Source organism: Bacillus spizizenii TU-B-10, assembly GCF_000227465.1.
Classification (GTDB): Bacteria; Bacillota; Bacilli; order Bacillales; family Bacillaceae; genus Bacillus; species Bacillus spizizenii.
Map to the genome: position 1 here is coordinate 539,516 of NC_016047.1, position 22,194 is coordinate 561,709.

The 22,194-nt window shown below is 45.2% G+C and carries 22 protein-coding genes; 13 read left to right on the forward strand and 9 right to left on the reverse strand.

Features of this window, described 5'->3' with window-relative positions:
- The first annotated feature begins 18 nt into the window (after positions 1-18).
- Entirely contained in the window at positions 19-1,143 is a 1,125-nt protein-coding gene (gerKB, locus tag GYO_RS24450) for an endospore germination permease GerKB (protein WP_014112644.1), read from the forward strand.
- A gap of 102 nt (positions 1,144-1,245) precedes the next feature.
- Here gerKB and GYO_RS24455 read toward each other — a convergent pair whose 3' ends face one another.
- Positions 1,246-1,926 carry an ABC transporter ATP-binding protein gene (locus tag GYO_RS24455; protein WP_014112645.1) on the reverse strand — a complete coding sequence of 227 codons (681 nt, stop codon included), beginning with the start codon at positions 1,924-1,926 and terminating at the stop codon, positions 1,246-1,248.
- Positions 1,927-1,941: 15 nt separating this feature from the next.
- Entirely contained in the window at positions 1,942-3,408 is a 1,467-nt protein-coding gene (locus tag GYO_RS24460) for an ABC transporter permease (RefSeq protein WP_014112646.1), read from the reverse strand.
- Positions 3,409-3,620: 212 nt separating this feature from the next.
- Here GYO_RS24460 and yclJ point away from each other — a divergent pair, with 212 nt between their 5' ends.
- The 4 genes from yclJ (at position 3,621) to phrC (ending at position 7,129) form a co-directional block, all read left to right on the forward strand.
- The gene (gene yclJ / locus GYO_RS24465) at positions 3,621-4,304 is read left to right on the forward strand and encodes a two-component system response regulator YclJ (protein ID WP_014112647.1); all 684 of its coding nucleotides are present in this window, start codon (positions 3,621-3,623) and stop codon (positions 4,302-4,304) included.
- Complete coding sequence (gene yclK, locus GYO_RS24470) at positions 4,291-5,712, forward strand: two-component system sensor histidine kinase YclK (protein WP_072565741.1); 1,422 nt, start codon at positions 4,291-4,293, stop codon at positions 5,710-5,712. Before yclJ ends, yclK begins: the two co-directional genes overlap by 14 nt.
- A 162-nt stretch (positions 5,713-5,874) precedes the next feature.
- Positions 5,875-7,023: a response regulator aspartate phosphatase RapC gene (gene rapC, locus GYO_RS24475; RefSeq protein WP_014112649.1), complete on the forward strand. Its 1,149-nt coding sequence runs from the start codon at positions 5,875-5,877 to the stop codon at positions 7,021-7,023.
- The gene (gene phrC / locus GYO_RS24480) at positions 7,007-7,129 is read left to right on the forward strand and encodes a phosphatase RapC inhibitor PhrC (protein ID WP_003224994.1); all 123 of its coding nucleotides are present in this window, start codon (positions 7,007-7,009) and stop codon (positions 7,127-7,129) included. The genes rapC and phrC overlap by 17 nt, the downstream gene beginning before the upstream one ends.
- A gap of 98 nt (positions 7,130-7,227) precedes the next feature.
- Here phrC and GYO_RS24485 read toward each other — a convergent pair whose 3' ends face one another.
- Together GYO_RS24485 and GYO_RS24490 are read right to left on the reverse strand one after the other, a co-directional pair.
- Positions 7,228-7,335: a YjcZ family sporulation protein gene (locus GYO_RS24485; protein ID WP_041520857.1), complete on the reverse strand. Its 108-nt coding sequence runs from the start codon at positions 7,333-7,335 to the stop codon at positions 7,228-7,230.
- 152 nt (positions 7,336-7,487) lie between these two features.
- Positions 7,488-8,852, reverse strand: coding sequence for an aspartate kinase (locus GYO_RS24490; protein WP_014112650.1), 1,365 nt, complete (start codon positions 8,850-8,852; stop codon positions 7,488-7,490).
- Between the two features lie 385 nt (positions 8,853-9,237).
- On the opposite strand from GYO_RS24490, the gene yclN reads away from it, so the two are divergent.
- From yclN to yclQ, 4 genes are read left to right on the forward strand one after another with little or no spacing between them, the layout of a single operon-like run.
- Entirely contained in the window at positions 9,238-10,188 is a 951-nt protein-coding gene (gene yclN, locus GYO_RS24495) for a petrobactin ABC transporter permease YclN (RefSeq protein ID WP_014112651.1), read from the forward strand.
- Entirely contained in the window at positions 10,181-11,128 is a 948-nt protein-coding gene (yclO, locus tag GYO_RS24500; protein ID WP_014112652.1) for a petrobactin ABC transporter permease YclO, read from the forward strand. The genes yclN and yclO overlap by 8 nt, the downstream gene beginning before the upstream one ends.
- Complete coding sequence (yclP, locus tag GYO_RS24505) at positions 11,122-11,880, forward strand: petrobactin ABC transporter ATP-binding protein YclP (protein WP_014112653.1); 759 nt, start codon at positions 11,122-11,124, stop codon at positions 11,878-11,880. The genes yclO and yclP overlap by 7 nt, the downstream gene beginning before the upstream one ends.
- Positions 11,881-11,901: 21 nt before the next feature.
- Positions 11,902-12,858, forward strand: coding sequence for a petrobactin ABC transporter substrate-binding protein YclQ (gene yclQ / locus GYO_RS24510; protein ID WP_014112654.1), 957 nt, complete (start codon positions 11,902-11,904; stop codon positions 12,856-12,858).
- A 45-nt stretch (positions 12,859-12,903) separates the two neighbouring features.
- On the opposite strand, the gene GYO_RS24515 is transcribed toward yclQ, so the two are convergent.
- The 4 genes from GYO_RS24515 to GYO_RS24530 form a co-directional block, all read right to left on the reverse strand.
- Entirely contained in the window at positions 12,904-14,322 is a 1,419-nt protein-coding gene (locus GYO_RS24515) for an MDR family MFS transporter (protein ID WP_014112655.1), read from the reverse strand.
- 19 nt (positions 14,323-14,341) lie between these two features.
- Positions 14,342-15,220: a TetR/AcrR family transcriptional regulator gene (locus tag GYO_RS24520; RefSeq protein WP_041520858.1), complete on the reverse strand. Its 879-nt coding sequence runs from the start codon at positions 15,218-15,220 to the stop codon at positions 14,342-14,344.
- A 162-nt stretch (positions 15,221-15,382) separates the two neighbouring features.
- On the reverse strand, positions 15,383-16,132 hold the full coding sequence (locus GYO_RS24525; RefSeq protein ID WP_014112657.1) for an NADPH-dependent oxidoreductase: 750 nt from the start codon (positions 16,130-16,132) through the stop codon (positions 15,383-15,385).
- Positions 16,133-16,148: 16 nt separating this feature from the next.
- Entirely contained in the window at positions 16,149-16,436 is a 288-nt protein-coding gene (locus GYO_RS24530) for a putative quinol monooxygenase (RefSeq protein ID WP_003240208.1), read from the reverse strand.
- Between the two features lie 140 nt (positions 16,437-16,576).
- Here GYO_RS24530 and GYO_RS24535 point away from each other — a divergent pair, with 140 nt between their 5' ends.
- Positions 16,577-16,891 (forward strand): ArsR/SmtB family transcription factor, encoded by a 315-nt coding sequence (locus GYO_RS24535; protein WP_014112658.1) that lies wholly within the window; start codon positions 16,577-16,579, stop codon positions 16,889-16,891.
- A gap of 1 nt (position 16,892) precedes the next feature.
- Here the strand turns inward: GYO_RS24535 and gabR are convergent, their stop codons facing one another.
- Positions 16,893-18,332 (reverse strand): MocR-like transcriptional regulator GabR, encoded by a 1,440-nt coding sequence (gene gabR, locus GYO_RS24540; protein WP_014112659.1) that lies wholly within the window; start codon positions 18,330-18,332, stop codon positions 16,893-16,895.
- 105 nt (positions 18,333-18,437) lie between these two features.
- On the opposite strand from gabR, the gene gabT reads away from it, so the two are divergent.
- The 3 genes from gabT to glcU all read left to right on the forward strand — a co-directional run bounded on the left by gabT (position 18,438) and on the right by glcU (position 22,192).
- Positions 18,438-19,748 (forward strand): 4-aminobutyrate--2-oxoglutarate transaminase, encoded by a 1,311-nt coding sequence (gabT, locus tag GYO_RS24545; protein WP_014112660.1) that lies wholly within the window; start codon positions 18,438-18,440, stop codon positions 19,746-19,748.
- A gap of 68 nt (positions 19,749-19,816) precedes the next feature.
- The gene (gabD, locus tag GYO_RS24550) at positions 19,817-21,205 is read left to right on the forward strand and encodes a succinate-semialdehyde dehydrogenase (protein WP_014112661.1); all 1,389 of its coding nucleotides are present in this window, start codon (positions 19,817-19,819) and stop codon (positions 21,203-21,205) included.
- A 123-nt stretch (positions 21,206-21,328) separates the two neighbouring features.
- Positions 21,329-22,192: a glucose uptake protein GlcU gene (glcU, locus tag GYO_RS24555; RefSeq protein WP_014112663.1), complete on the forward strand. Its 864-nt coding sequence runs from the start codon at positions 21,329-21,331 to the stop codon at positions 22,190-22,192.
- Positions 22,193-22,194: the final 2 nt, after the last annotated feature.

Sequence of the window (22,194 nt, forward strand, 5' to 3'; positions counted from 1 at the left end):
AGAAAGGGGACATGCCAGGTGGAAAAAGCCAAAATCAGCATAAGACAGCTGTTTGTCATGGTTATTATTTTTGAGCTGGGCAGCTCCTTATTGATTACACCGGGTTCAATGGCGGGCAGGGATGCTTGGATAGCGGTTCTATTGGGCTGTGCGGCCGGTTTGTTTCTTTACTATTTGTATCAAGGCATTTATCAATGTTACCCCGAATCTTCACCGAAAGAATATATGGATGATATGCTCGGAACCAAGCTGAGCTGGCTGTTTTCATTTCTGTATATCCTGTACTTTGCCTATATTGCAGCACGGGTGCTGCGGGATTTTGGGGAAATGCTGTTGACGTTTGCTTATCATGATACACCGATTCTGATTGTGAACGCTTTATTAATGATTGTTAGCATATATGCCGTCAGAAAAGGAATTGAAGTGCTCGCACGTGCGGCTGAGCTTCTTTTCGGAGCCATGTATTTACTGGGCGCTCTCGGCCTTGTGCTGATTATTGTCTCGGGTTCCATAGATACGCAGAATTTAAAACCGGTTTTAGAAGACGGCATTGTTCCTGTCATTCACTCTGTTTTCACACAGACCATGTACGTTCCGTTTGGTGAAGTTGTTTTATTTGTGATGATATTCCCTAATCTTAATGACCGAAAAGATGTAAAGAAAGTGGGAATGGCTGCCATAGCCATCAGCGGATTGGTTGTGGCGCTTACCGTGGCGATTAATATTAGCGTGCTTGATGTTGATCTTACACTCAGATCCCAGTTTCCGCTTTTAAGTACGATTCAGACGATTAAGGTTGAAGAATTTCTAGACCGTCTCGATGTCTTTTTTATGCTGGCGCTGATCATCGGCGGTTTCTTCAAGGTCAGCCTCTACTTATACGCAGTGGTGGTGGGCGCGTCCACGCTCTTTAAGGAAAAGAACCCTTCTCAATTGGCATATCCGATGGGACTGGGTATCTTAATCCTTTCCATTACCATCGCGACTAATTTTTCGGAGCATCTGAACGAAGGCCTGAAGGTGGTGCCGCTGTATATTCATTTGCCCTTTCAGCTTTTATTTCCGCTTTTCTTGTTTATAATAGCCGTTTGGAAAAAGAAGCGAAGAGAGAAATCAAAGGGATCAGAAAAAAAGAAACAATAAAAAGAGCGGGGGGATGCAGCCACCGCTCTTTTTATGTTCACTTCTATATAAAAGGGGGATATAGGTTGCGCCCCTGTCTGCACTGGCAGAGGCGCGCTTTTGTTATACGACTGCGACGTTTTCCTTCACAGTAAAGCTTCCTCTTGAAAGCCTGATGTTGATGTCTGATACTTTTGCAATTTGCTCATCGTGCGTTACCATGATGACGCATTTATTTTCCTTGTGCGCCAGATCTTGAAAGAGCCGCACGATTTCTTTTGATGTATCCTCATCAAGGTTTCCAGTCGGTTCATCAGCTACGATGAGATCCGTGTCACAGCAGAAAGCTCTTGTAATCGATACCCGCTGCTGCTGTCCGCCGCTTAATGTCAGCACTTTTTGACGAGCTTGTTTTTCACTGATGCCAACCTTCTGCAGCATTTCCAGCGCATACGCTTCTTTGTTCTTTTCTTTAGAACCTGTGATTTCCATGGCGGTTGTGACGTTCTGCAGAGCCGTCATATATGGAAGCAGGTTGTACGCCTGAAAGACAATTGATACATATTGATTTCTGAAATTTGTTAAGCCGATTTTGGAAACCGCTTTTCCATCGTAAAGGATCGTTCCTTCTTTTGGTGCGTCAAGTCCGCCTGCCAGAGACAGGAAAGTGGTTTTCCCTGTCCCTGATGTGCCGACAATTGTATAGAATTTTCCTTTTTGAAAGCTGATGTTGATATCCTGAAACAATGGCTGGCTTTTGTCTTTATACCAGTAGCCGACTTGTTGAAATTCTAATAAGCTCATAGGTTTCGCCTCTTTCTATTCTTGTTTTGTCAATATCGTTTTCGGATGGAGCCGCAGTACTGAAATAGACGGCAGCAATGTTGCAATGATGGCGATTAAGATGCCGATTCCGCCAAGAACAAGCATGTCGTTCATAGAAACCGCGACGTTCAGTGAATCGATAACGTTCGCGTTTGCTGAGCTGTGGCCGAACATTCCGCCGCCCATGCCGCCACCGCCGCCAGGCATTTGTCCGTTTGCGGTTTGCGTTGAATCAGTTGATGAACTGATCTGCTGGGATAAAAGCTGATTGCCGAGCTGGTTCGCGACTAGATTTCCCGTTACCGATGCAAGGCCGATTGCGATAACGGCCACGATCAGAATCTCAGTTAAGAACTGTCCGATCAATTTCCAGCGTTTTTCACCGATGGCCATTAACACGCCCATCTCATATTTGCGCTCTCTGATTGACATCATGACAATCAGGCCGAGAATGACAGCGCCTGCCACTGATACAAGATATACGACGTTTTTAGAGAAAGAAGCTACATTTTCAATCGGGCCGACCATTTGCTGGTAAAGCTGATCGTTTGTATTCAGTGTGTACGTATCGAAGTCAATTGATGTTTTCTTCGCTGCTTTTACGAAACTGTCCATATTTTTCGCATCGTCCATATAGTAAACAGCTGAGTCAATCGTATTTTTATAGTCGTCACCTTTCAGCGCTGCTGTTGCTGTGTAAGGCGTGTAAAGCTTGTTGTAAGGATTTAAGAAAGAGAAATTTTGGGCTTGGTCGTCGCCTGAAGACGTTGTTTTATAGATACCGACAATCTTCAGCTTCACTGTTGTATCTTCGTCTGTTGCTGATTCAATTGTGATCGAATCTCCAATGCTTACATCATTTTCTTCCGCTAATGTTTCGTTAATCACTGTTACCTTTTTGCCGACATCAGATTTTGTAATTGCGCGTCCGTCAGTGATTTTTGAATCTCCGTCAGAGAAATCATCGACTAACGCTGTGCTGATGACACCTTCAATCGAAAGATCGGCTTGAACCATTTGCGGTCCGCCTTGTCCGCCGCCTTGGCTGTTTTTAGCATTTGAGCTTGAACTGCTTGAGCTGGAATCACTTGAACTAGAGCTTGAGCTTTCAATCGCATCAAAGTTTCCCGCGTTGGCTGAAGCTGATGTGATGTAGTTGTAGCTCTTCACATGATCAAGTGCAGCAAGCTTGTTTGCATCAGACACTGTGATCGGTGTTGATTCGAAGCTGCGTTTTTCTCCGCTGTCCTGCTGTTTTTCCATTTGCTTTTGGCGGTCAACTTGAAGCGTTACGCTTCCGCCGAGCTCCTGTCTGGCCAGTTCGCTTGATTTTTGTGCTGCGGACTGGATGGTGAGGCCTGACAGAACAAAGACACATATGACTGTAAACACAAATAATTGCAATAACGTTTTTCCCTTTTTAGCCTTCATATTCCAAAAGGCCCGTTTGATAAAGTTCATTTATGTTCCTCCGTATAGGTATTTTTATTGATAAGACCGCCTGTGGGGCGAACCCGCTTGTTGATAAATTAATAGTAGTCCAAAGGTATGAAAAAACTATGAACAATCTATTTCTAGTCGATGAAATAAAAACTAACAATTGTGAAACACAAAACCTTCTGTATAAAATGGTGCTAATATATAAAAAAGCGTCAAAACAACCGGAGGATATAATGAAAATATTAATGATAGAAGATAATGTTAGTGTATGTACGATGACGGAGATGTTCTTTTTTAAGGAAGGTTTTGAAGCGGAATTCGTTCATGACGGATTAGAGGGATACCAGCGTTTTACGGAGGAAAGTTGGGATCTGATCATTTTGGATATCATGCTTCCATCCATGGACGGCGTGACCATCTGCAGAAAAATAAGAGAGACAAGCACGGTGCCGATTATCATGCTGACTGCCAAAGACACTGAATCAGATCAGGTCATCGGTTTTGAGATGGGAGCGGACGATTATGTCACAAAGCCGTTCAGTCCGCTGACATTGGTTGCCCGCATCAAAGCCGTCATCAGAAGATACCAGGCGACAGGCAAGGCGGTCATTGATGAAGATATGATCGAATCGGAATGCTTTACAATTAATAAGAAGACGAGAGAAGTATTTTTAAACGGAGAGCCTGTAGAAAACCTCACGCCGAAGGAATTCGATCTGCTTTATTACCTTGTCCAAAACCCGCGGCAGGTGTTCTCCAGAGAACAGCTGCTTGAGCAGGTATGGGGCTATCAGTTCTACGGAGATGAACGAACGGTTGACGTTCATATTAAACGGCTGCGGAAAAAGCTTGCCAGCGAAGACAAGTCTTTCCTATACACTGTGTGGGGAGTAGGGTATAAATTTGATGAAGATTAAATATTTATATCAGCTGCTGCTGAGCCATATCAGCATTTTGATTTTAGCGTTTGTCATTATCATTTCTCTGTTTTCCCACTTTGTAAAAGAGTTTGCCTATCAAAACAAAGTAGAGGAATTAACGTCATATGCGGTGCAGATCGCAAACGAATTCCAAGCCGGCCAGGTTGACATGCGCAGACTGTATCCGTATCAGGATATTTTAAGCACAAGAAAGACACAGTTTATCATCTTTAATGAAGAGCAGCAGCCTTATTTTCTTCCTGAAGGCTTTCACCATCAACCAAGGGAAAAGCTGAAGAAATCAGAATGGAATAAGCTGAAAAAAGGGCAGACTGTCATGATCAGGGCAGATGGCCGTTTTGATGATGAAGTGTCCCTTGTGGCGCAGCCTATATTTGTTCAGAACGAATTTAAAGGCGCCGTTCTACTGATTTCTCCGATCAGCGGCGTTGAACAGATGGTCAATCAAGTCAACCTCTATATGTTTTACGCTGTGATCAGCACGCTCGTCATTACCATTCTCGTCAGCTGGCTTCTGTCCAAATTCCATGTCAAACGGATCCAAAAGCTGAGAGAAGCGACGGATAAAGTGGCTTCCGGCGATTATGACATCCACTTGGAAAACAGCTACGGGGACGAAATTGGCGTGCTGGCGTCTGACTTTAATATCATGGCGAAAAAATTAAAGCAATCAAGGGATGAAATCGATCGCCTTGAGAAGCGGAGAAGGCAGTTTATCGCAGACGTATCACATGAATTAAAAACACCGCTGACGACGATCAACGGTTTGGTTGAAGGGCTGAACAGCCATACGATTCCTGAGGATAAGAAGGATAAATGCTTCTCGCTTATCAGTGAGGAAACGAAGCGCATGCTGCGGCTCGTAAAAGAAAATCTGGATTATGAAAAAATCAGATCCCAGCAAATTACCTTGAATAAGCTTGATGTTCCGCTGATCGAGGTTTTTGAAATCGTGAAAGAGCACTTGGAGCAGCAGGCGGAAGAAAAACAAAACAAGCTGATGATCCAGGTAGAGGATCACGTCATCGTTCATGCCGATTACGACCGATTCATTCAAATCCTCGTCAACATTACGAAAAACAGCATCCAATTTACGCAAAACGGTGACATTTGGCTGCGCGGAATAGAAGGATATAAAGAGACGATTATCGAAATCGAAGATACGGGAATCGGCATTTCAAAAGAGGATATTGAGCATATTTGGGAGCGGTTCTACAAAGCTGATATTTCAAGAACGAACACGGCATACGGGGAATACGGACTCGGTCTCTCCATCGTTAAGCAGCTCGTTGAAATGCATCAGGGCACAGTAGAAATCAAGAGTGAAAAAGGAAAAGGCACAAAATTCATCATCCGCCTTCCTTTAACGGCAAAACAGAAATAATATACAGGGCGGCGGCATCTCAAATGCATCCGCCTTTTTTTGCATACCGCTTCGGTTTATTGCGTGCTCCCGAAACAAAGATTGCGTGTTTTTCGGGTTGGGACGGTCTGTAAACATGATAAAATATGACATAAACAGTTTTTGATGGGAGAGGGTGAAGGAATGAAGAGCGGGGTAATTCCTTCTTCAGCGGTCGGTCAAAAAATTAACGAGTGGTACAAATATATCCGCACATTCAGCGTACCGGATGCCGAAGTGTTAAAAGCTGAAATCCAGCAGGAACTGAAACACATGCAGCACGATTCCAACTTGCTGCTTTATTATTCACTAATGGAATTCCGCCACCAGCTTATGCTTGATTATCTAGAGCCGTTAGAGAAATTAAATATCGAAGACCAGCCGAGCCTGTCTGAATTATCAAGAAACATTGACAGCAACCAGGCAGATCTCAAAGGGCTGCTTGACTATTATGTGAATTTTTTCCGCGGAATGTATGAGTTTGATAAGCGGGAATTTATTTCTGCCATTACATATTATAAACAGGCGGAGAAAAAGCTTTCCTTTGTCGCAGACCATATTGAACGGGCTGAATTCTATTTTAAAATCGCGGAAGCCTATTATTATATGAAGCAAACGTACTTTTCACTGATCAATATAAAAAACGCCTATGAAATTTACGTGGAGCAGGAAACCTATAATGTGAGAATCATTCAGTGCCATTTCGTGTTCGGGGTCAACCTGATGGATGAAAGGAATTTCGAACAAGCCGCACGCCATTTCAAATTGGCGCTCGATATGGCCGAAGCAGAACAAAAAGCCCAGCTGGTCGGAAGAGCATATTACAACCTTGGATTATGCTATTACAATCAAGACCTTCTTGACCCTGCTATTGACTACTTTGAAAAAGCGGTCTCCACGTTTGAAAGCAGCAGGATCATCAATTCGCTGCCGCAAGCATATTTTTTAATCACCCTGATTTATTATAAGCGGGGAAAACATGATAAAGCTTCGGCATATCACAAGCGGGGCTATGAATATGCTAAAGAAACAGACGATGCAGACTACGCGATAAAATTCGAGTTTTTACAATCCCTATATCAGGATCAGCCCAATGAAGAAGGAATCGAACGATGTTTCCAATACTTAAAAAATAAAAATATGTACGCTGATATAGAGGATTTAGCCCTAGAAGTAGCAAAATATTACTATGAACAGAAATGGTTTAAACTGTCTGCTTCCTACTTTCTACAAGTTGAAGAGGCAAGAAAACAAATACAAAGGAGTGAAGGTTTGTATGAAATTGAAATCTAAGTTGTTTGTTATTTGTTTGGCCGCAGCCGCGATTTTTACAGCGGCTGGCGTTTCTGCTAATGCGGAAGCACTCGACTTTCATGTGACGGAAAGAGGAATGACGTAAGAAACAACACCCCTTCTCATCGTGAGAAGGGGTGTTTCTTTTTTAAAACATCGCCGCAAGATGTAGACCTTACGGCGCTCGCAGAGACGGTCAGCAGCTTAGAAGCCGCCAAAAAACGCAGTCCCTACGATAATTAAAAGAATAAACAATACAACGATCAAAGCGAAAGAATTGCCGTAACCGCCGCAGTTAGAATATCCTGACATAAGGCTTCACCTCCCTATGAAGGATACTATAAGGTATGCAGAAACGATCAGCTTGGCAGGGATAAGAGTGGACAAGAGAAAAAATGAACAATTCGGCTATGATTCAGATCGTATCAAAAATAGCGGACGCTTGCGCCCGCTATTTTTGTATATTAAGAGATCAGCACGCCAGCGAAAAATTCCTGGTATAACGCTTGAACGGCTTTTCTTTCTTCGGCTTCTTTCACGCCGAACATCATGCTTACCTCAGAAGAGCCCTGGTTGATCATTTCAATATTCACCTTTGCCTCTGATAATGCTTTGGCCGCTCTTGCCGTTGTGCCGACATTGTGGCGCATCGCTTCTCCTACAACCATAATCAGTGCGAGGTGATGCTCGACAATCACTTCGTCGGCGTGCAGATCCTCTTGAATCCGTTTAATGACGCTGCGTTCAGTGGCGGTATCCATTTGACCCTCCCGAAAGATGATGGTCATGTCATCAATTCCCGATGGAACATGCTCATACGTTAAACCGTGTTCCTCCAGGATTTGAAGGGCCCTGCGGCCAAAACCGATTTCTCTGTTCATGAGATACTTGCTGATATAAATGCTGCAAAAACCGGTATCGCTGGCAATGCCGACGACAGGCCCGTTTGTGTTACTCCGCTTGCTGACGACGCGGGTGCCTTCGGCTGAGGGGTTGTTCGTATTTTTGATCTGAACAGGAATCCCCGCTCTGAATGCCGGAATGAGCGCTTCATCATGAAACACTGAAAAGCCCGCGTAGGAAAGCTCTCGCATCTCTCTGTATGTCAGCTCGCTGATTTCTTTTGGATTCTCAACGTAGGAAGGATTGACAGAGTACACTGCGTCCACGTCCGTAAAGTTTTCGTATAAATCCGCTTGAAGCCCGTTGGCAAGAATCGAGCCGGTAATATCAGAACCGCTCCGTGAGAATGTGATCACATCGCCAGCCTCGCTGAATCCGAAAAAACCGGGAAAAATGATGAGACCGTCACGTTCCCGAAGACGATAGAGGTTTTGATAGGATTCAGGAAGTACTTGCGCGTTGCCGGGTTCATTTGTCACAAAAAGGCCGGCATCCTTCGGGTTGACATATTCCGCTTTGACGCCTTTATGGCGGAAATAGGCGGCGATCAGCTTGGCGTTATTATCCTCCCCGCTGGCTTTAACTGCGTCAAGATACTGCTCGGGATTGCTTTTATCTCCTTCTAAAAGCGTAAACAGATCATCGCGGATTTTTTCGATAATGCTTTGCTCTAGCTGAAGCTCATTTGCGATGAGGGCATACCGTTCCACAACAGCTTCCGCCAGTTCAGGGGCGCTGCCTGATGCCAAATATTGTTCTGCACATGCGATTAAGAGATCAGTCACTTTCGTATCCTCAGCATAGCGTTTTCCCGGAGCTGAAACGACAACAGCTTTCCGTGCCGGGTCTGAGGTTACGATGTGAAACACCTTTTCAAGCTGGGCGCCTGAAGCGAGTGAGCTGCCTCCGAATTTAACGACCTTCATGTTTACATCTCCTAATGTTTAAAATTTTCACACAAATTTAGTAATTATTATCTCTCTTTCAGTCCTGTAAATCAAGAGGGAATTTCTTTCTGTCGTGAACATTTGTATTTTCCACAAGGAATAATGTCAGGTGTGTTGACCGTATACATGCGTTCTGAAGATAAATATGGTAAACAACCTAACGATTTGGGATGGAAAATGATTAGAATGATTAGTAAAATTAAATACATGACTAGGTTAATATTTTGAAAGAATATTGACTAACACTAGAAAAATGGTAATATGTAAATGATAATGATAATCAATTACTATATGGCCATATTGTTTTGAGTCCTTGCGGAGTAGGAGATACGTTCTTTTTGCTGTAAGGATGTAAGGAGGCAGCATGAAGTTACGTTACTTATTTATTCTACTTATCATATTAGCAGTCACATCTGTATTTATCGGCGTAGAAGATCTGTCGCCGCTTGATCTCTTCGATTTAAGCAAACAAGAGGCGTCAACGCTGTTTGCAAGCCGTTTGCCGCGATTGATCAGCATTGTCATCGCGGGATTAAGCATGAGCATCTGCGGTTTGATTATGCAGCAGATCAGCAGAAATAAATTCGTGTCACCGACGACGGCGGGCACGATGGATTGGGCTCGGCTCGGCATTTTAATTTCCTTGCTGCTGTTCACATCCACCAGTCCTTTAATGAAAATGCTGGTCGCGTTCGTCTTTGCCCTTGCAGGAAATTTTCTGTTTATGAAAATCCTTGAAAGAATCAAGTTTAACGACACCATCTTTATTCCGCTTGTCGGTTTAATGCTCGGGAATATCGTCAGTTCAATCGCGACATTTATCGCATATAAATATGACTTGATCCAGAATGTGTCATCATGGCTCCAAGGAGACTTCTCTTTAGTGGTAAAAGGAAGATACGAGCTTCTTTATCTGAGTATTCCGCTCGTTATCATTGCCTATGTGTATGCGGATAAATTCACATTGGCCGGTATGGGAGAAAGCTTTTCTGTCAACCTCGGCCTGAAGTACAAACGGGTTGTGAACATCGGGCTCATTATCGTGTCCCTGATCACGTCTCTTGTCATTTTGACTGTCGGTATGTTGCCGTTTCTCGGTTTAATCATCCCGAATATTGTCTCGATTTACAGAGGAGACAATCTGAAGAACAGCCTGCCGCACACGGCGCTATTGGGAGCGGTTTTTGTGCTCTTTTGCGATATACTGGGCAGAATCATTATCTTCCCTTACGAAATCTCGATTGGCCTGATGGTCGGAATCATCGGCAGCGGCATTTTCCTGTTTATGCTGTTAAGGAGAAAAGCGTATGCGTAACCAGATGAAAATTGCGTTGCTCGTTGTTTTAGCCATCGTATGTATTGGCTTGTTTCTGTTTTATGACTTAGGCAATTGGGATTACACCTTGCCGAGAAGAATCAAAAAGGTCGCTGCCATTGCGCTGACTGGGGGAGCGATTGCGTTTTCGACCATGATCTTTCAAACGATTACGAACAACCGCATCCTGACGCCGGGCATCTTGGGCCTTGATTCTCTCTACATGCTGATTCAGACCGGCATTATCTTTCTGTTCGGTTCTGCGAATATTGTCATCATGAATAAAAACATCAACTTTATCATCTCTGTTCTGCTGATGATACTGTTTTCCCTTGTTCTGTATCAGATCATGTTCAAGGGAGAGGGGAGAAATATCTTTTTCCTTCTGCTCATCGGAATCGTGTTTGGCACGTTGTTCAGCAGCCTGTCTTCCTTTATGCAGATGCTGATTGATCCGAATGAGTTCCAAGTTGTGCAGGACAAGATGTTTGCCAGCTTTAACAACATCAATACGGATTTGTTATGGCTCGCGTTCATCATCTTCCTGCTGACAGGCGCTTATGTCTGGCGTTTTACAAAGTTTTTCGACGTGCTTTCTCTCGGACGCGAGCACGCCGTGAATTTGGGCATCGACTACGACAAAGTGGTGAAGCAGATGCTGATCGTGGTTGCGATCCTTGTTTCTGTTTCGACTGCGCTAGTCGGGCCGATTATGTTCTTAGGCCTTCTTGTCGTCAACTTGGCGAGAGAATTCCTGAAAACGTATAAGCATTCATACTTAATCGCAGGCTCCGTTTTCATCAGCATCATTGCGCTGGTCGGAGGGCAGTTTGTGGTTGAGAAAGTGTTTACCTTCTCAACGACGCTGAGCGTCATTATTAATTTTGCCGGCGGGATTTATTTTATCTACTTGCTGTTAAAGGAGAATAAATCATGGTAGAGGTCAAAAATGTAAGCAAACAATATGGCGGGAAAGTGGTCCTTGAAGAGACGTCAGTCACGATTCCAAAAGGCAAAATTACCTCGTTTATCGGTCCTAACGGCGCCGGCAAAAGCACGCTGCTGTCTATTATGAGCCGCCTGATCAAAAAGGATTCCGGCGAGATTTTCATAGACGGACAAGAGATTGGAGCCTGCGACAGCAAAGAGCTTGCCAAAAAAATGAGCATTTTAAAGCAGGCGAACCAAATCAATATCAGGCTCACCATCAAAGACCTCGTCAGCTTCGGCAGATTTCCGTACTCACAGGGCCGGCTGACAGAGGAAGACTGGGTTCATATCAACCAGGCGCTAGGCTACATGAAGCTTGAAGACATTCAGGACAAATACCTGGATCAGCTGAGCGGCGGACAGTGCCAAAGGGCGTTTATCGCAATGGTCATTGCCCAAGACACAGATTATATCTTTCTGGATGAGCCGCTGAACAATCTGGATATGAAACATTCAGTTGAAATTATGAAATTGCTGAAACGATTGGTAGAGGAGCTTGGAAAAACGATCGTGATCGTCATTCACGATATCAATTTTGCTTCTGTCTATTCGGACCATATCGTAGCTTTGAAAAACGGCCGAATCGTAAAAGAGGGGCCGCCTGAAGACATGATAGAAACCTCTGTGCTTGAGGAAATCTATGATATGACTATCCCGATTCAGACGATTGATAATCAAAGAATAGGTGTTTATTTTTCTTAATATATAGAAGAGGTGAAGAGCATGAAAAAGTTCGCATTACTATTCATCGCTTTGGTGACGGCAGTTGTCATTTCTGCATGTGGAAACCAAAGCACAAGCAGCAGCAAAGGTTCTGATTCAAAGAATGAACAAATCACAGTGAAACACCAGCTGGATAAAAACGGCACAAAAGTACCAAAGAACCCTAAAAAAGTTGTTGTATTTGATTTTGGAAGCTTAGACACGTTAGATAAACTCGGTCTTGATGATAAAGTCGCAGGCTTGCCGAAACAAGCCCTTCCAAAGTATCTGTCTAAATTCAAGGATGACAAATATGCTGATGTAGGAAGCTTAAAAGAACCAGACTTCGAAAAAGTGGCGGATTTAGACCCTGATCTGATCATTATTTCAGGAAGACAATCTGAGTCTTACAAAGAATTCTCTGAAATTGCACCGACGATTTACCTTGGCGTAGACACAGCGAAATACATGGAATCATTTAAATCAGACGCAGAAACCATCGGTAAGATCTTTGATAAAGAAGACGAAGTGAAAGATGAACTCGCAACAATTGATCATTCAATTGCGGATCTTAAGAAAAAAGCTGAAAAGCTTAACAAAAACGGTCTTGTCATTATGGCGAACGACGGAAAAATCAGCGCGTTCGGTTCTAAATCAAGATACGGCCTGATCCATGACGTATTCGGCGTAACACCGGCTGATAAAAACATCAAAGCGTCTACTCACGGACAAAGTGTTTCTTACGAGTACATTTCAAAAACAAACCCGGATTACCTGTTTGTCATTGACCGCGGTACAGCGATCGGTGAAACATCATCTACTAAACAAGTCGTTGAAAATGATTATGTGAAAAACGTAAACGCAGTGAAAAATGATCATGTCGTCTACCTTGATTCTGCTACTTGGTACTTATCAGGAGGCGGACTTGAGTCTATGACGCAAATGATTAAAGAAGTGAAAGACGGTTTAGAGAAGTAAACAAAAAAGAGCCTCCGCTTAAAAGCGGGGCTCTTTTTTTATGGATCAGCGTGCAGGCTGCTGTTCGGCAGGGCGCTGAGGTTTCTTTAATGTAAAGGATAGAAGGAAGCCGGCAAGCGCAATGCAGGCTGCCACGATAAATGCGGCGTTCATGCCGTGCAGGGCGGCATGCTTCACATTTGTCGTGCCTGCGTGAGCCGCCTGGTTGCTCATGACGGATACCAATAGTGCAGTTCCGATTGAGCCGCCGACTTGGCGAATCGTATTGTTCATCGCTGTTCCGTGCGGGATCAGGTGGCGCGGCAGCGCGTTGATTCCGGCTGTCGTCACCGGCATCATGATCATAGCGGTACCTAAGAGACGAACGGTGTATAAAACGACAATCCAAGCGAGTGACGTATGGTCAGTCAGCTGCATAAACGGCAGTGATGTCAGGAAGATGATACAGAAACCTGCAATCGCGAGGCCTCTTCCGCCGACACGGTCAAAAATTCTTCCGATAATCGGTGACATGAAGCCCATCACAATGGCTCCTGGAAGAAGCATAAGACCTGTATCAAAGGCTGTAACGTCTCTGACGGTTTGTGTATAAAGCGGCAGGATGGTTTCCGTACCGATCAATAAGGCAAAGACAAGTGTTCCCAGCAGGGTTGTTAAGCTGAAGACACCAAATGTAAATACGCGGAATTCCAGCATCGGTTTTTCAAGCTTCATTTGTCTTGTGATGAACAGGAGCAATGCGATGACACCCACCAGCAATGAAATCAAGACGGTTGAACTGGTCCAGCCGTAAGAGCCGACGCTTGAGAAGCCGTACAGAAGGCCGCCGAATCCAAATGTCGAAAGGATCACTGATAAAATATCAATCTTAGTTTTTCTTAAAGTCGTCACGTTCTTCATCAGGATGCTGGCAAGAATTAAATCAATCACAGCAAACGGAAGAATGATATAAAACAATGATCTCCAAGAGAAAGCTTCGACTGCCCATCCGGAAAGAGTCGGTCCGATCGCAGGCGCGAACGAGATGACCAATCCGACCATACCCATAGCCTGGCCGCGCTTTTCAATCGGAAAGATCGTCAGGAATACGGTCTGCATGAGCGGCATCATAATGCCGGCCCCGGCCGCTTGAATGATACGTGCTGTAAGCAGAACCGGGAAGTTCGGCGCGAATGCCCCGACAATTGTTCCGGCAGTGAAAATGCTCATTGCTGTGATAAGCAGCGTCCTGCTCGTGAATTTCTCAATTAAAAACGCGGTAATCGGAATTAAAATCCCGTTGGTTAACATAAATGAAGTTGTCAGCCATTGCGCTTGGTTGGCATCTACATTGAAATCCCTCATAATATGGGGAAGTGCAGTAATTAACAGCGTTTGATTCAAAATCGCGACAAACGCCCCGGCTAATAAAATGCCGACAATGACAGAACGGTTAAAAGGTTTTGGTTCGATACTTTTGTCCAATACATATCCCTTCTTTTCTTTAAGTAATTAACAGTGTTTTTAACATCGAAACGGGCTGTGTTAAAACACCGGTTTGTTCCAGATAGCCAATCAGTGATTTGAGCAAAAAAGCGCGGGGTTCTTCCTTCTTCGCTTCTTCCTCCAGCATGGCGGCTGCGGATGTCAGTTCATCTACGTCAAAGTCTGCGGCGGGCAGGGAAGAGATGCCATTATGTAATTCCTTCAGGCTTTCCGACAATAGGGCTGATTTATCCTTTGGCTTGTAGGAGGATGCTGAATGAATGTAAAGCTCGATGGCTTCGGGCGGAAGGAGAGACTGCCGGGTTTCCTTGTTTTTGACAATCTGATTGAGGGTGCTGATGATAAACTCTGCGATCGGGTCAAGCTCAAGCGGTTTTTCCTCTATTTTGATCAGCATTAAAAACTCACGCATCATGCCGTGAAGAATGATGACCAGATCCCACACAAACGGAAGAATGCTTTCTCCATACGCCTGGATCAGCGAATCACGGTGCCAGCAAATAATCGTTGACCTGGTCTGATGGATATGCTGTTTAACCCGGTTATTATGAAGCTTGGGATTTCCGTAGGTCAGCATATTGAAAAACTGCTGATTCCGCCTGAAGCCTTCCAGCTCCATTTTGACCTTTTGCGTCAAACGCTCCTCCGGTGTCAGGGCGGTATTCTCCTGAAGTCTTGAGGCCGCGGCCACCATTTGTTTCTGGTTAAATGACAGCAGCTCCAAAAGCAGATCTTCCTTAGATTGAAACAGCTTATATATCGAAGCTTTTGACATCTTACATTCTTCTGCGATCGCCTGCATGGAAACCGACATAAAATCCTTTTCCGAAAAAAGCTTTCGCGCAGCTAACAAGATATCTGTTTTTTTATCAAGCATCTCATGGCTTCCTTCTTTCTTGAACATTAGAAAACCCATTGGTTCACAGAAAACCAATGAGTAACAATGAAAAAATTTTACCAAATAAACTAAATAGAAGTCAATGGATTTTAACCGGACAATCGAAAGGCCTGCCGGAAAATCCGACAGGCCGGGTGAGGCTTATTTTTCAACTTTAAATCCTTGTTTCTCAAGCATTTCACGGATGTGCGGATAGTACAGCCGCTCATAATAGGAAGCGATGCCTTGTGACCAATTTCTTGTTTCTTTACCGTTTGTCCGCTTATTCATATATTCAGACATTTGCTCATCATATGCCTGAATGTGAGAAGTCAGCTCATCTTGATTCAAATATGTTTCCTGATGATTGACTGCTTCCTTCGGAAGGCGCGGTTTTTTCGCTGAACGGTCAGCTGGATGGCCGATGACAAGGCCGGATACAGGGAACACGTATTTCGGAAGCTCAAGCAGTTCGATCAGCTCTTGAGGGTTTCCGCGAACCGCACCGATCGGAACCGTGCCAAATCCAAGTGATTCAGCCGCTGCTGTCGCTGTGCCGAGGGCGATACCAGCGTCTACAGCACCGACAAGAACAGACTCTAAGCCATTTGTGATCTCCATTTTGAAATCATTCAGATCTTCAAGCGCGATTTTGGCGCGGTTGAAGTCTGCGCAGAACAGCAAGAAAACAGGAGCCTGGTCAATCCAAGGCTGTCCGCCTGCCAGCTCGGAGATTTTCTTTTTGCGCTCTTTATCCTGTACTGTGATCACAGTCACTTGCTGCCCGTTGATAGAAGTTGGGGCAGATTGCACCGCTTGAATGATTTGGTCTAATTGTTCCTGAGCTACAGGTTCATCTGTATAGCTGCGAATCGAGCGGTGGTCTGTTAATGATTTGATGACTTCATTCATATGGGACACCCTTTCCTTACTCGCTAAGCTCTGTGCGGACAACATCAAGAGGAGCGCTCAGCAGTTCTTTTCCTTTTGCTACAAATCCTTGGAAATGCGCGGTTTCATTGTGGAATTTCATCGCCGCTTCATCTTTCCATTGTTCGAGCATTACAAATGTATTTTCTTCGCCTACTTTTTCAAATAGGTCATATTGCGCGTTGCCTTCCTCAGCTCTTGAATGCTGAACAAGCGATTGCGCCTCGCTCAAAAATTCCTCGCGTTTTTCTGGTTTTACTTTGATGTAAGCTTGTAATACGATCATGTCAATCTCCTCCATCGTTATGCTGAATTTATTGTTCGAATTTCATCGAACTAACTGTAACATGTAATCAAAATGAGGTAAAGGAAAAACCCTTAAATAGTAAAATTGTCATTCTAATTGTTGTGTGATACATTTGTGTCATGAACATTCCAAACCATCCAGAAACAGAAACGTTGCAGCTGACAAAGGTCCTTCACGCACTGAGTGATCCGCTTCGTTTAGAGCTCGTAAAGCAATTAGCTGGAGCGAAAGAAAAAACGTGCGGCACCTGTGCGGATGTACAGGTTGCCAAATCGACCTTGTCACATCATTTTAAAGTATTGAGAGAATCAGGCATCGCTCAAGTTCGTATAGAAGGAAAGCGCCGGTATTATTCGCTTCGCGCTGAAGACCTCGAAAAGGCATTTCCGGGCCTGCTTGAAGCCGTGCTGAATGTGGACCAGGACCGCTGGTGAATCAATCCCCTGTACCGGGGATTTTTTTATGTCCGTAAACAGCACGGGAAAGCCTCTCGACACCCTCCTGAATGTCTTCTTCCTTAAGCCGGGCGAATCCGATAATGAGAGCGGGCCTGCCTGTTTGCCTTCTTTTTTCCTTCAAATCAAACCGGCTCATTCCGAAGATTTCAAGCTGCTGGCCGGCGGCATGTGCCAGGATGTCTTGTTCGGTGCGGCTGGTTTCAAATTCGGTAACAAAATGCAGTCCCGCATTTGCCCCCTTTACGGTAACCTCTCCGCTGAACTCTGTTTCTAAAGCGGCGATCAGGCGCTCTCTCTTTTCTTTATAATGCTGCTTCATTTTTTTTATATGCTTCTGATATTCTCCGGACTCGATAAATTCATGCAGGGTGAGCTGCGCAAGAGACGAGCATGTCTGCAAATCATAGCCTCGCTGTTTGTATGTCCTCAATAGCTCAGGCGGCAAAACCATATAGCTGATCCGCAAGCCAGGGAGAAGGGACTTTGAAAAGGTGCCCATATAGATGACATTTTGAAAACGGTCAAGGCTTTGCAACGCTGGAATACTGTCTACATCATATGTAAATTCACTATCATAATCGTCTTCAATAATATAGCGGTGCGGCTTTTCGGCTGCCCAGTTCAGCAGCTGAATTCTTCTGGATACAGGCATAATCGTTCCGGCCGGAAATTGATGCGACGGAGTCGTCACCAGTACATCAGGCTGCTGTCTGCTGATTTCAACAATCGACATGCCTTTTTCATCCAGCATGATGGTCTTCACCTTTTTTCCGGCATTTTTTAAAAGCTGGTACATGCGCCTGTAACCGGGTTCCTCCATCGCATACACCGCCTCCTTAGGCAAAAGCTCAGTCAATAGCTGCATAAGCACCTGTGTGCCTGCCCCTATGACGATTTGTTCCGGCCGGCATTTTACGCCCCGCGTCAGGGAAATGAGCCTGGTAATGGCCGCGCGCACCCCATAGATCCCTTGTGGATGCGACATATCGCCAAGTGTTCGATATGAGCGTGAGGCCGCTTTTTGCTCGCAGCGAAACCAGCTTTTGATCGGAAAATGGTCTGTATCGACACTCATGTGTGAAAACGAAATCCAATTGCTTTGATCGATGTGAACCTCTTTCAGGTCATCCGCCAATGAAAATGGGGGGTGCTCCTCGGCAGAAAACATGTCGAGCTTCTCCACGAAAAACCCTTTTCGCTCAATGGCGTACAAATATCCCTCAGCCAGAAGCTGCTGATAGGCTGAATTCACTGAGTTTACGCTGACCTTCAGCTTCTCAGCCAGCTCTCTCTTGGAGGGAACCTTCGAGTGTGGCAGCAGATTGCGGCTGAGAATTTCTTTTTTCAACTTTTGATAAATTTGCTGATAGATATAATCGGCTTGTTCTGAGCGATCGAGTGTGATTGTGATGTCCATTTGCAGTTTCTCCTTCTGGTACCATCAAAAAGTTATAATTGGTACTTTTCATCATACCAAAGAGAAGTCAGAATGGTAAGAAAATAGCGACAGGGGGACATACACATGAGTCAAACAACAGCAAGCATCACGACTGCCCAGTGGCAGCAAAAACGGGATCAATTCGTGTCCAAAGGTGTGAGCAACGGCAATCGCAGTCTGGCGGTAAAAGGAGTAGGGGCTGAGCTGTACGATTTGGATGGCCGGAGATTTATTGATTTTGCAGGCGCCATCGGAACGTTAAATGTCGGACACTCGCATCCGAAGGTCGTTAAGGCTGTGAAGCGGCAGGCGGAGGAGCTGATTCACCCGGGTTTCAATGTCATGATGTACCCGTCTTATATCGAATTAGCGGAAAAACTGTGCGGCATTGCACCGGGCGGCCATGAGAAAAAAGCGATCTTTCTGAACTCAGGAGCGGAAGCGGTCGAAAACGCTGTAAAAATTGCCAGAAAGTATACAAAGCGCCAAGGGGTTGTCTCGTTTACACGCGGGTTTCATGGGCGCACGAATATGACGATGAGCATGACGAGCAAGGTAAAACCTTATAAATTCGGCTTCGGACCTTTTGCGTCAGAGGTTTATCAAGCACCATTCCCCTATTATTATCAGAAGCCGGCCGGCATGAGTGATGAAAGCTATGATGACATGATCATCCAAGCGTTCAATGATTTCTTCATCGCATCAGTCGCGCCGGAAACGGTCGCATGTGTCGTGATGGAGCCTGTACAGGGAGAAGGCGGCTTTATTATTCCTTCGAAACGATTTGTGCAGCATGTCGCATCTTTTTGCAAAGAACACGGCATTGTTTTTGTGGCTGATGAAATTCAAACGGGTTTTGCCAGAACAGGCACCTATTTCGCAATTGAACATTTTGATGTTGTTCCTGATCTGATCACGATTTCTAAATCACTTGCAGCGGGATTGCCGTTAAGCGGTGTGATCGGCCGTGCGGAAATGCTTGATGCAGCAGCGCCAGGGGAGCTGGGCGGCACGTATGCCGGCAGCCCGCTCGGGTGCGCGGCGGCTTTGGCTGTCTTGGATATTATTGAAGAAGAAGGGCTGAATGAGCGTTCTGAAAAAATTGGCAAAACGATTGAAAACAAGGCGTATGAGTGGAAACAAGAATTCCCGTTCATCGGTGACATCCGCAGACTCGGAGCAATGGCCGCAATCGAAATCGTCAAGGATCCTGACACGCGTGAGCCTGATAAAGCGAAAGCGGCAGCAATCGCGTCGTATGCGAATCAAAACGGATTGCTTTTGCTGACTGCGGGAATTAATGGCAATATCATCCGCTTTCTGACGCCGCTCGTCATCTCAGACAGCCTTCTGAATGAAGGACTCAGCATCTTGGAGGCGGGCCTGCGAGCTTAATTATTGGAAAGAAAACGGCTGGGTCTGCTATCATTTTAAGTAATCATGAAAAGAAAGGAATGTTCAATATGCCAGATCAATTAACGGTCTACAACCCGGCTACGGGCGAGGAGATCAAAACGATTCCTCAGCAATCAGCCAAAGAAGTAGAAGAAGCCATTGAACGTTCACATCAAGCGTTTAAAACGTGGTCTAAAACATCAGCGAACGAAAGAGCGTCTCTTTTGAAAAAATGGTATGAGCTGATTGTTGAACATAAAGAAGAACTTGCAGATTTAATTACAAAGGAAAACGGAAAACCGTATCAGGAAGCGGTCGGCGAGGTCCTGTACGGCGCAGGCTATATCGAATGGTTTGCAGAGGAAGCGAAGCGTGTGTACGGAAGAACTGTGCCTGCTCCGACAACCGGTAAACGAATTGTCGTCACACGCCAGCCAGTCGGCCCTGTTGCTGCCATCACGCCTTGGAATTTCCCGAATGCGATGATTACACGCAAAGCGGCACCTGCTCTTGCTGCCGGCTGTACGTTTATCATCAAGCCGGCGCCGGACACACCGCTGTCTGCCTATGAGCTTGCGCGCCTCGCATATGAAGCGGGCATTCCGAAGGACGTTCTTCAGGTAGTCATCGGCGATGGAGAAGAAATTGGAAATGTGTTCACAGGCAGTCCGAAAATCCGCAAAATCACGTTCACAGGATCAACGCCGGTAGGGAAAATCCTCATGAAAAATAGTGCGGACACCGTGAAACATGTTTCCATGGAGCTCGGCGGACATGCCCCGCTGATCGTGGATGAAGATGCAAATATAGACCTTGCCGTTGAACAGGCGATGGTGTCTAAATACCGAAACGCGGGCCAAACATGCGTATGTGCGAACCGCCTGATCGTCCATGAATCCATCAAAGATGAATTTGCGGCGAAACTGAGCGAGCAAGTGTCTAAGCTAAAAGTCGGAAATGGACTTGAAGAAGGCGTCAATGTCGGCCCGATTATCAACAAAAGAGGCTTCGAAAAAATTGTCAGCCAAATTGATGATGCGGTTGAAAAAGGTGCGAAAGTTCTCGCTGGGGGCACGTATGACCGAAACGATGACAAAGGCTGCTACTTCGTCAACCCGACAGTACTCGCAGATGTCGATACGTCCATGAATATCATGCATGAGGAAACATTCGGCCCGGTTGCACCGATCGTCACGTTTTCTGATATTGATGAAGCGATTCAGCTTGCCAACGATACACCGTACGGCCTGGCTGCTTACTTCTTCACAGAAAACTACCGCCGCGGCATCTATATTTCCGAAAACCTTGAGTACGGGATTATCGGCTGGAATGACGGCGGACCATCAGCGGTTCAAGCGCCATTCGGCGGAATGAAAGAAAGCGGCATCGGCCGCGAAGGCGGTTCGGAAGGCATCGAGCCTTATCTTGAAACAAAATATATGTCCATCGGTTTGTAAAAGAATGCAAGCTCCTGAGAGTTGCCGGATCTTCCGGCAGCTCTTTTTGCTGTTCCGGCGAATAAACCCAGCCATTCCAGACAAAATAACAGCAAATACATTTTGAAAGAAGGTTCCCCAACAATGGATTTATTATTGGCTCTTCTCCCGGCTTTGTTTTGGGGGAGCATTGTTCTCTTCAATGTGAAATTAGGCGGCGGGCCGTACAGCCAGACACTGGGAACGACGATCGGGGCGCTCATTGTTTCTATCGTTATTTACTTTTTTGTTCAGCCCGTTCTGTCACTGCGGATTTTTATTGTTGGAATCGTATCCGGCTTATTTTGGTCACTTGGGCAGGCCAACCAGCTGAAAAGCATTGAATTGATGGGTGTATCTAAAACAATGCCGATTTCCACAGGAATGCAGCTCGTTTCCACATCGTTGTTCGGTGTGATCGTGTTCCGCGAATGGTCAACACCGATTGCGATTACGCTTGGCATTCTCGCTCTGATCTTTATCATTGTGGGAATCATTCTCACATCTTTGGAAGATAAGAAGGATAAAACAGAGGGCGAGCCAAGCAACTTGAAAAAGGGCATTTTGATTCTCCTTGTCTCGACTCTTGGTTATTTGGTTTATGTCGTCGTGGCTAGATTGTTCAATGTGTCCGGCTGGTCCGCGCTGCTGCCACAGGCGATTGGCATGGTGGTTGGGGGGTTAGTTTTAACCTATAGACACAAACCCTTTAACAAATATGCGATCAGAAATATTCTCCCAGGATTAATCTGGGCAGGCGGAAATATGTTTTTGTTTATTTCTCAGCCGAGAGTCGGTGTCGCAACAAGCTTTTCTCTCTCTCAAATGGGAATTGTCATTTCAACGCTCGGCGGCATTTTCATCCTGCGTGAAAAGAAAACAAAACGCCAGCTTATTGCGATTGCCATAGGGATTGCACTGATTATTGCGGCCGCTGTATTTTTAGGAATCGCCAAAACGAATTCATAACA

Coding starts and splice junctions, on each gene's coding strand:
- GYO_RS24455 (WP_014112645.1), bottom strand. CDS start 1,926: ATGAGCTTATTAGAATTTCAACAAGTCGGCTACTGGTATAAAGACAAA.
- GYO_RS24460 (WP_014112646.1), bottom strand. CDS start 3,408: ATGAACTTTATCAAACGGGCCTTTTGGAATATGAAGGCTAAAAAGGGA.
- yclJ (WP_014112647.1), top strand. CDS start 3,621: ATGAAAATATTAATGATAGAAGATAATGTTAGTGTATGTACGATGACG.
- rapC (WP_014112649.1), top strand. CDS start 5,875: ATGAAGAGCGGGGTAATTCCTTCTTCAGCGGTCGGTCAAAAAATTAAC.
- phrC (WP_003224994.1), top strand. CDS start 7,007: ATGAAATTGAAATCTAAGTTGTTTGTTATTTGTTTGGCCGCAGCCGCG.
- GYO_RS24485 (WP_041520857.1), bottom strand. CDS start 7,335: ATGTCAGGATATTCTAACTGCGGCGGTTACGGCAATTCTTTCGCTTTG.
- GYO_RS24490 (WP_014112650.1), bottom strand. CDS start 8,852: ATGAAGGTCGTTAAATTCGGAGGCAGCTCACTCGCTTCAGGCGCCCAG.
- yclN (WP_014112651.1), top strand. CDS start 9,238: ATGAAGTTACGTTACTTATTTATTCTACTTATCATATTAGCAGTCACA.
- yclO (WP_014112652.1), top strand. CDS start 10,181: ATGCGTAACCAGATGAAAATTGCGTTGCTCGTTGTTTTAGCCATCGTA.
- yclP (WP_014112653.1), top strand. CDS start 11,122: ATGGTAGAGGTCAAAAATGTAAGCAAACAATATGGCGGGAAAGTGGTC.
- yclQ (WP_014112654.1), top strand. CDS start 11,902: ATGAAAAAGTTCGCATTACTATTCATCGCTTTGGTGACGGCAGTTGTC.
- GYO_RS24520 (WP_041520858.1), bottom strand. CDS start 15,220: ATGCTTGATAAAAAAACAGATATCTTGTTAGCTGCGCGAAAGCTTTTT.
- GYO_RS24525 (WP_014112657.1), bottom strand. CDS start 16,132: ATGAATGAAGTCATCAAATCATTAACAGACCACCGCTCGATTCGCAGC.
- GYO_RS24530 (WP_003240208.1), bottom strand. CDS start 16,436: ATGATCGTATTACAAGCTTACATCAAAGTAAAACCAGAAAAACGCGAG.
- GYO_RS24535 (WP_014112658.1), top strand. CDS start 16,577: ATGAACATTCCAAACCATCCAGAAACAGAAACGTTGCAGCTGACAAAG.
- gabR (WP_014112659.1), bottom strand. CDS start 18,332: ATGGACATCACAATCACACTCGATCGCTCAGAACAAGCCGATTATATC.
- gabT (WP_014112660.1), top strand. CDS start 18,438: ATGAGTCAAACAACAGCAAGCATCACGACTGCCCAGTGGCAGCAAAAA.
- gabD (WP_014112661.1), top strand. CDS start 19,817: ATGCCAGATCAATTAACGGTCTACAACCCGGCTACGGGCGAGGAGATC.
- glcU (WP_014112663.1), top strand. CDS start 21,329: ATGGATTTATTATTGGCTCTTCTCCCGGCTTTGTTTTGGGGGAGCATT.